Source organism: Streptomyces sp. NPDC059816, assembly GCF_042732055.1.
Classification (GTDB): Bacteria; Actinomycetota; Actinomycetes; order Streptomycetales; family Streptomycetaceae; genus Streptomyces.
On sequence record NZ_JBHWIQ010000041.1, the window covers coordinates 40,848 to 50,391 of the forward strand.

Here is a 9,544-nt window from a genome sequence, read left to right on the forward strand (position 1 = left end):
GTGTTTTTTTTGGGTTTTATGTTTTGTTTGGGTTTTTTTCTAAGACAGTTAGGGTTAGTCTGATCGGGTGGGCGCGGCCGGGGCCGTGCGGGGCCCCCCCGACAGTGACGACGATCAGTGGATCACGAGTGGTATCTGCCGCCCCCGGAGAACGTCTGCCCGGCGCTGATGGCGTACGCCGTCCGGTACAGAGTCGCCTTTCCCTCCCAGGTTATGAGGACTGTATCGCCGGGATCGAGCCGGCACTTCCAGATGCTGCACTTGAACCAGCCACGGCCCTTCTCCTCGTTGTTGCTGAACCAGTAGCCGTGGAACTTGTAGGTACCGAACTCGCCGTGGTCGTACCGGTCCTTCTTGACGTAGTACCCGTCCACATAGAGGGTCCAGGTGAGACCCACGTGGATGTAGGCGTCACGCCATTCCTTGCGGAAGGTGAGATGCGTCGCGACCGAGCAGCGGTTCCTCTCGTCGCAGGTGCGGCGGATGCCGATGCAGGTGTAGCGGGTGCATTGCCTCTGGTCGCGGTACTTGAACCTGGTTCCCGACAGGTCCAGTCCGCCCACGGGATCGCCGCAGGCGTAGTCGTAGGCGTTGCAACTGCCGCCGTACTCGCGGTCCACCGACAGGAAGCGACCGTTGCCGCGGTCGTACAGTCGCGCGCCCATGAGGGTGAGTCCGCTGAGGGTTCCTGCGGACCGCTGGTACCGGCCGAGCCAGCCATAGTCGGAACTGCCCTGAGATCCCAGTGGTCTGCCGTACTCGTCGTAGTGTCGGACGACCGGTGCGAGGGCGGGGTCCAGCGGGAGTTCCACGGCGATGTCGTTGTGGAGGTTGGTGAGCTGCAGCACGACCTGCCCGTTCGCGGAAGTCCGTGCTGCCATGCCTTCGCTGAGGTCGGAGACGTTCCGGGTCACGGTGGCGCCGGATCGGGTCCAGCTGGGGCTGTCGCAGGCGCAGCTGTAGTGGTTGGTCGTGGTGCTGTCGGTGCGCCAGACCTGGTCGGTCTTGGTCTGGGCTGCCTGGGTCGCGAAGCGGCCTACCGCGTCGAGGGTCCAGGAGTTGCGGCGGTCGCCGACGGTCTCGGTGGCGACCATGTCGTTGACGTGATAGCCGAGTTGCGCGTCCGCGTTGTTGGTGGTGCGGCCGAAGGCGTCGTAGGTGTGTGTCGTGAGCCGGTCCGCGCTGTCGTAGCTGTACGCGGCGGTGTTGGTGACGGTGTCGGGTGTGGTGGGGTCGCAGTCGTCCGCGCTGGTGGTCAGTGCGGTGCGGTTGCTGTTGACGTCGAAGGTGTAGGCGCGGCTGGTGCAGCCTGCGGCGGTGGTGTCGGAGGCGTTGGTGAGTCGCCCCGCACGGTCGTAGGTGTAGGTCGTCGCCGTGGTGGCTCCGTCGCTCTGCGTGTGACCGTATTGGTCTCCGTGGACCGTGTGGGAGGCGCTGTCGGAGAGAAGCGGGGTCCCGTTGGCCGCGGTGTAGACCCTGTCAGTGGTCCGTCCCGCAGTGTCGGTGGTGAGGTGGAGGTTGTAGCCGCCGGGCAGGGCCTGGCGGGTGAGCGCTCCGTTGGCGTCGTACTCGGCGGTGAAGGTTCCGGCGACCGAGTCCGTGAGCGAGACGGCGTTGCCCGCGGAGTCGTACGTGTAGGTCGTTGTGGACGGTACGGAGTCGGTCAGGTTCACTGGCCGGCCGAGTATGTCGTACTCGGTGGTGGCGGTGTTGCCCGTGCCGTCGCTGTAGGAGATCAGCCGCCCGAGGGTGTCGTAGTGCTGTGCGACGGTTCGGCCGTCGGCGCTCTGGCCCGTGGGCCGGCCGGTCTGCGGGTCGTAGGTCAGGGTCACGGGCGCGATGGGTTCTCCGATGCCGCCCGTGACCTCGGTCCGTACGGTGCGGCCGGCTTCGTCCACGGTGGTGTTCTGGGTGCGGGTGACGCCGCTCGCGGTCTCTGCTTTGCCGACTGCCTGTCCCCAGCGGTTGTAGGTGTAGGTGGTGGTGACCAGGTCGGTGGGGTTGCCTGCGGCGCCGCCGGTGACGGCACCGGCCGGGGAGGTCCGGCAAAGCCAGCCGGCCCATTCGGGGCGCCCGCCACAGACGCCGGTTCCGTCGTGGGTGTAGTAGTTGTGGATCCGGGTGCCCGCGTCTGCGCCTGCTGAGGCGGGCAGTTGGGTGCGGATGACGCGGCCCGCCGTGTCATGCGTGGTGCGCTGGGTGATGGCCGTAGCGCCCGCGCGTTCCGTGGTGCTCGTGCGCAGGCCCGTTGACCAGTCGTAGGTGTTGGTGGCGACGCGGACGTCACCGTCCGTCGGATAGCCCTCGATGGCGGCTCCGGTACGGGTGGAGGTGACCAGGTCCGCGACCTTCGCGTCGGCGGGCCGGTTCTCGTCGTAGGTGTAGGAGGTGTGCGCCTGGCCACGGACCACCGAGCCGGCCGGCAGGGCCGCGCCGTTGGTCTGGCCTGTCAGCTCCTCGCCGAGGGTGACCTCGTGCAGTGGGCCGTACTCGTCCGTCTGCCGCCAGCCGTCCGCTGAGTACACGTTCCGGCTCGACAGCAGGTGGGCGCGTTCGGCGGTGGTGTGGTCGCTCAGGCCCAGCGCGGCCAGCCGGGCAGCGGCGCCCGGGCCTTGGCCCAGGGCCAGTTCCCGCCCCGCGGCGTCCAGTTCCCGCACGATGTTGCCGTGGGTGTCGTAGTCGGCCGTCGTGATTCCGCCACCGGGTGACGCGACGTTTACTTCCTCAGCGTTGGCGTTGATGTAGGTGATCACCGCCCGGGCGTACGCGTTGGGCGTCAGGTCGTTCCCGGTGCTGGAGGCCGGGACGGCGTCCGCCGGAAGGACCGCGGTGGCGTCGGTGGGAGCGTCCTGCTGCCCCCAGCCCGCCACTGTGGAGCTGTCCATCTGGTGTGGGGCTCTCGCTCCGGACAGCGGAACGTCGTACACCACGGTCGTGGCCGCCGTGCCGGAGACCGTGTTCGCGGTGCCCTTCGCCAGTGCGGGTCGGGACACCTTCAGCAGCATGCCCTCGCCGGCGGTCAGCGCGGATCCGGCCTTGCCGTAGGTGAACGTCCAGGGGAGCTCTCCGGGTTCCGTCACCGTGCTGAGCCGCCCGTCGGCCGCGTAGGCGTACGCGGTCTTCAGCGCGGGGCTGATCCTCGGGTCCCAGACCTGGCGGAGCCGACCGGACGCGTCGTACGCGTACGAGGCGATGGTCTGTGCGGTCGCGTTCTGCGCCCCCGGATCGGTGGCCCACAGTTTGACGGAGGTGACACGGTCGCGGTAGTCGCCCAGCGCCTCGCCTGCCGCTGTCGTGGTCTGCGCGTAGAGGAACTCGAGGGCCCTGCAGCCGCGGGCCGACACCGTGGTCTGGCAGACGGACGCGGTGACCGCGCTGGTGGGAGCGATCACGTACTTGGGTCGGGCGAGGGTCCGGCCGTCGACGGTGACCGGCTCGGCGGCCACGGTCATCGTGGAGTCGTCGACGCCCGACGCGGTGGTCGCGAGGGTCCATGTGGTGGCTGGGCCGGCGGCCTTCGCGAAGACGGTGACGTTGGTCCCGTCGTCGGTGAGGGTGAACCTGTCGCCGGTCATCGTGCCGGTCAGGGTGAGGCCTTCGGATCCGGCCTGCGGCTGCCACCCGGTCGCGGTGGCGGTGAAAGCGATCGCGGAGCCGTCGCCGGAGAGCAACTCCACCGAGGTGCCCGAAGTCCTGCGGATCTGGGTGTAGGTGTTGGAACCGGCGGTCACCGAGGATGTCCATCCGGGGCCGTAGATGTCGGCCTGGCCCTCGTTGTCCCCGGGATTGGCCCGGGACGAGTAGGTACGTGACACGGAGGCGTCGAAGGCCGAGGCGTCCGTGGCCGACATGGTGTGGTCGCCGGTCAGCTGATTGACCGAGCCCAGACCGATCTGGGCGGCGGGTGCGGTGCCCGCGTCTCGGTCCAGTGTGAACTTCACGGACTGGGAGTTGCCGGTGCTGGTGCCGTCCGTGAACACGGCCCGCAGTTCGATCACTCCGTCCTCGACCAGGGTGGAGACTACGTTCCACACCAGCTTGGCGGCCGTGCCCGCGGTGACCTGCACAGGCCACGACGAGACCGTCGTGCCTTCCGCGGTCACATCCGCGGCCGGGACGGGGCGCCAGGAGTCCTGCTCGCCTCTCCGGTACTGCCATGTGGCGCCGGTGTACGAGGGAAGGCCCTTGGCGGTGAGCGTCAGTCGGCGGGCGGTGTTGTCCCCGTGCTGAGGTGACAGCACCGCGGCACCGTCCTCGCCTACGCCGAAGGAGTAGGCGGTGGCTGCGGAGACGTTGCCCGCGGTGTCAACGGTCCTGGCGTAGAGCGTGTGCCAGCCGGGCGCCGGGTCAATGCTGATGCTCTGCTGGTCGCCGCCTGTGCCGTTTGCGGTGTCCAGCTTCTTGTTGGGGACGCTGGTGTTGTCCAGGCCCCACCAGTAGCCCGCGCCGTCGGCAGAGGCCGTGTTCAGGGTGCAGGAGACCGGGGCCGTGGCTTTCGCGGTCCAGCCGTTGCGCTCGTACGTGGCACAGGTGACAGCGGGCGCGGCGGGCTTCCCCGTGTTCAGGACGAAGGTGCTCCATCCTGTCCACGGGCCGTAGTCGGAGCCGTCGTGGGCCCGGGCCCGGAACCGGAGGTGCTTGTCCGCGGGGAGGGCAGCCGTCGGCGGTACCGCGTGGGTGACGGTCGCTCCGGAAGAGACCGCCGCGCTGGTGCCCGTGTACGTGTACGTGGTGTCCGCGAAGGCCGGGTCGGGTGCGATCTCGAACTGCGCCTTGGTTGCGGATCCGTCCGGATCGCTCACCTTCGACGCGAGCGTCGGCGTCAACGAGGTGACGTAGCGCCTGCTGTCATACGCGTTGACGACGCTCGGGGTCACGGTCGCGCCGGTGGGCACCGAAGGGTACGAGTTGTAGGTGACGGTCAGCTGCGGCTCGGTGGAGCCGTTGCCTGAAACGAAGTTGGCGGAGCGCCAGCGGCGCCAGGTCAGGCTGTCCGTCTCCGAAACCCCGGCGACCCGGACACCGTGGTTCGCGGCACCGCCCGCCCACGAACGGACGATCTCATCGATGTCGAAGTTCACCGTGCCCGCGGGGCAGGAAGCGTTGTACCCCTTCGCGGCCGTACTGGTCACCGCGCCGGTGGCGGTGGTGGTCGGCTGCGCGCTCCAGGTGATGTCCGACGAGGACCAGGCCGATGTCACCTGCCGTACCTGCGTCCCCGCGCCGGTGGTGGCACACGTCGACGAGTAGTACGAGTAGAGGGCCAGGTTGGTGTCGGTGATGCGCTTGCCCTTGAGAGCTGACACGTCGAACTTCAGGTAGGCGCGGGCCTTGGTCGTGCCCCCGTCGTAGGTGCCCGACTTCAGCTCGGTGGACGACACCTGTGAGTCCGGATAGTTGGTCGCCACCCAGGTATCGGTCGTGGCGGCCAGTGTCGATGTCGGGTCGACGGTGACGGGGTAGGTGAGGTTCCGGGCGAAGTACTCGGCGTCCGGGGTCAGCACCAGTGCCTGCGTGCCGTCGGAAGCGGTCTCGATGCGGGTGCTGACCCGAGCCTGGTGCCGGGACTCACCGGACATCGGGTCCTTGGAGGAATCCCACATCATGGGGGCCGGGGCCTCCGCTACCAGTGTGCCCTCGGAGTCCTTCAGCAGGAGCCGACCCGAGGCCGCTTCGGAGAGCTTCAGCCCCTTGAGCTTCACCGGAATCCGGTAGGACGGTGTGCTGCCCGGAGCCCGGTCCAGAACCACGTTCTGGGAGAATCCCTGGGGCAGGGCCGTCACGGTCAGCGTCTCACCTCCGCCGAGGGCGTAGGCGGCGGTGTCACCCGCGACCTCGGGCGCGGGCAGGGTGCTGCCCCAGCCCATGGCGAAGGACTTTCCGCCCTTCGCCACCGACGCCAACTCCGCGTCGCCGCCGTCGGACACGGTGATGTCCGCAGCGGCGACCTTGGGCTCCAGCGACGGGCCAGTGTCCGCCAGCGCCGTATCAATGGACTTCCAGGCACCTTCGACCTTCTGCCGAACCGGACCGGCATACGCCGTCGTCCGCAGCTCTCCCGAAGGCAGCGCCCAGGTCGTCGAGTTCGCCGTGCGCTCGGACAGGGCCTCGATGGCGCGGCTCTGCAGTCTCGCCAGGACCATCGCCGATGCCACCGTGTCGGCGGTGCTGGCGGCAGGCCTCGGCTCCGCAGCCGGCGCGGCAGCGGGCACTGTAGCGGAGGCATCATCCGAGCCCACCGACACCAACGCCGTCTGAGCCACCAACACCGCGGCTACACCGACGGATATGCGCCTGAGGGCGGCCCCGGGCGCCGATGGCGCGCTCTTGGAAGGGGGGATGACATCCCGCCTCCGGGTTGTGCGTCTCACTCGACCTCCTGTTCTAATGTCACGCCGAGCTCGCGAGGAGCGCATTCGGCGAATCCACCATCACCACATACATGGCATGTGCATCACATGAGAAAACAGGCCGGTACCTAATCGTGATCATGTAAACCCGCAGGCAGTGGCCGGAAAGGGCATCGCGATGACGCCCGAACGGCGCGGGTGGGCCACGCCCCGCACGCCGGTCTCGATCGTTGTCATACCGGTCAGGTTCCGGCGCTCCCGTGCCCTGCGGGGGTGTGCCGCACCGGGGAGCCCGGCTTCGTGGATGGCCCGGGGCGAGGACGCACGGTGTCCCGGCCGCAGCGCTTGGCCGGATACGTCACCATCGGGCCAACTTCGATGACAACAGGTTGGATTGCCCGCTCAGGTGTCTACCCTCTGGCCTATGGCAATCGCTCCGGAGGCCCCGCTCACCGCTCCCCTGAGCTTTCTCGCGATCGAGATCACCAGCCGCTGCCAGATGTCCTGCCCGAGCCATTGCTACGCCCAGGCCGGCCCGACGCGCGGCCACGGCGCCATGCGTACGGGCGACTGGCGCCGGGTCATCACCGAGGCCGCGGGGCTCGGCGCGACGACCGTGCAGGTGATCGGGGGCGAGCCCAGCCTGCGGCCGGACTTCACCGGGCTCGTCGAGCACGCGCTGGAAGTCGGCTTGCGTGTCCGCGTCTACACCAATCTGCTGCGGGTGCGCGCCGCCCACTGGAGCCTCTACGAGCACCCGCGGGTGGACCTCGCCTGCTCGTACTACAGCGACGACGCGACCGAGCACGACCGGGTCACCGGCAGGGCCGGATCCCACGCCGCGACGCGGGGGAACATCGTGGAGGCCCTCCGCCGCGGGATCAGGGTCAAGGTCGGGATCGTCGAGTTGAGCGGAGGCCAGCGCGTCGAATCGGCCCGTGCCGAGATGAAGAACCTGGGCGTCCACGAGGTCCACGTCGATCGGGTCCGGCCCTTCGGCAACGCAGCCGGTGCCCGGCTGCCGGACACGTCGGCCCTGTGCGGGAGGTGCGGCAACCAGAGGGCGGCGATCCTCCCCGACGGGCAGGTGGCCGTGTGCGAGATGGGCCGGCATCTGACGGCCGGAAGCGTCGCTGGTGGCACAAGCCTGGCGTCGGTCCTCGGCTCCGCCCGGTGGGCCGCGATGGCCGCGAGCGTCCCGCGCCGCACCAGCACGGACCCCTGTGCGCCCGACTGCGAACCGTCTGCTTCCGACTCGTGCGCCCCGGCCAAGGCCAAACCCTGCGGCCCCATGGGCTGAGCTCCGCCACCACAAGACCCGGCCACACCGCCCCTTCCTTGAAAGAGAGCCTGATCCATGCACCGGACGTCACCGGACTGGAAACATCATGCCGCCCGGATGGCCGATGCGACCGTACGGCACGAGTCCCGCTGGCACCGCCCTCTCGCCACCACGCCCCGGCACCTGTTCGTGCCCCGGTGGTGGACGTGGACACGGAGCGAACGGGACGGACGCTGGGCCTACGAACTGCACGACGGGCCCAGCGCACCCGAGGCATGGATGAGCAGCGCCTACGACAAGCACAGCACCCTGACCACCCGGGTCGGGCCGAACCACGCCGACCACGCCACTGTCGGGGCCGTGCTCCCCGAGATGCGTCCCACCTCGTCGTCGACGCTGCCCCAGCTGGTCGTGGAGATGTACCGGCACGCGTTCGTCACCGACACCTCCCGCATCTTGGTGACCTGCGGCAGCGGATACGGCACCGCGCTCGCCTGCCAGCGCCTGGGAGCCGATCGCGTCACCAGCGTTGACGTGGACCCGTATCTCGTCCAGGTGGCCCGTGAACGGCTGGACATCATCGGGCATCGGCCACGGTTGGAGGTCTGCGATGTGGAGGGCGAGCTGCCGGGACACTTCGACCGAATCGTGTCGACCGTCGCCGTAGAGGCGATCCCCGCCTCCTGGCTCACGGCGCTCGCCCCCGGCGGCCGACTGGTGACCACGCTGGCCAGGACGGGGCTCGTCATCACAGCGGACAAGTCCGCTGACGGGGGCGCCACCGGCAGGGTTGCCCCGGGGGCCGCCGGGTTCATGAGCACCCGTCACGGCAACGACTACCCTCCCGGACCTGACAACACGGCCCTGTGGGAGACAGCGCAGAAGGCCGCCGGCGACAGTGTCACCACGGGCCGCTACCCGGTGATGCGGGTGAACAGCACCTGGGATGTGCGCTCCACCTTCGAGCTCAGCTTCCCCGGCGTCGAGCACCGCATGGACGAGAGCCGGGATGGCGCCCGCACCGCCTACATGCTGCACCCGGACGGCTCCTGGGCCCGTGCCGAAGCATCCGGACTCTGGGACCTGCCGACCGTCCACCAGAGCGGCCCCCGCCGGTTGTGGGATCTGCTGGAGAAGATCCGCACCTGGCTCGTCGTAGACGGTGACCTGCCGGTCGCAGAAGCAGCGGTGCGCATCGACCCCGACGGCACGTGCCACCTCGCCCGCGCCGGCTGGACGGCAACCATCAGCGCACACTGACCTTCACCCGACAAGCCGGCGGACCGTGCTATCGCCGCAGGTGAACGTAGTCGTAAGTCTTTGTCGGCATGGAGTTGTCCGGGCTTCCGCCGTCGTCGGCAACGGCGCGAGCGGGTTGGCGGAATGCCCTTCGCGAGCGGGATGACTAGCCGAACTGCTCTCCACCCACCTCGGCATGACGCTCGATGCTGCCGATGTCGTCGTCACCCGCGGGGGAACCGAGGCCATCGGCCTCACCATCGCTCACTTGGCCGCCACCGGGCACGGCCTCCACCTGCCGCTGCCCGCGCGGAAGCGAGGAGGGCCCGCTCGACGGACTTGGGGCGGTCACACGGGTCATGGGCCGGTGGGCTGGTTCCAGCCAAGGACGGGGTCGGTGACCTGGGCCAAGAGGAGGGGGAAGTGGGTGAGGGAGGTGAAGGGGACACCTGGGTCGGCTGTGAAGGCCGCCGGGTTGATGCCTGGAGTGACGAAGAGAGGGATCACCCTCCAATCGCGATCGGGATCGGCCCCGCACACCCGTGCTGCGGCAACGACATGTTCGCGGATGGTCTGGGTGTAGGTTCTCACTCTCGGTGTCAGGCGCCGACGCTGTGAGCTGGACGTTCCTCTTCAGTCTCACGACGTGTCGGTCGGCGGCTGTCTCAGATCG

General features: G+C 69.0%; 3 protein-coding genes. 2 read left to right on the plus strand and 1 reads right to left on the minus strand.

Annotated features, from left to right (window positions below; translation table 11 throughout):
* Nucleotides 1-122: 122 nt before the first annotated feature.
* Entirely contained in the window at nucleotides 123-6,143 is a 6,021-nt protein-coding gene (locus tag ACFV88_RS33775) for a DNRLRE domain-containing protein (RefSeq protein WP_385495964.1), read from the minus strand.
* A gap of 631 nt (nucleotides 6,144-6,774) precedes the next feature.
* Between ACFV88_RS33775 and ACFV88_RS33780 the strand changes: the two genes are divergently transcribed.
* Together ACFV88_RS33780 and ACFV88_RS33785 are read left to right on the plus strand one after the other, a co-directional pair.
* A complete protein-coding gene (locus ACFV88_RS33780) occupies nucleotides 6,775-7,650 on the plus strand; it encodes a radical SAM protein (protein WP_385495965.1) in 876 nt (291 codons plus the stop codon).
* A 57-nt stretch (nucleotides 7,651-7,707) separates the two neighbouring features.
* The gene (locus ACFV88_RS33785) at nucleotides 7,708-8,892 is read left to right on the plus strand and encodes a protein-L-isoaspartate O-methyltransferase (protein WP_385495966.1); all 1,185 of its coding nucleotides are present in this window, start codon (nucleotides 7,708-7,710) and stop codon (nucleotides 8,890-8,892) included.
* Nucleotides 8,893-9,544 lie beyond the last annotated feature (652 nt).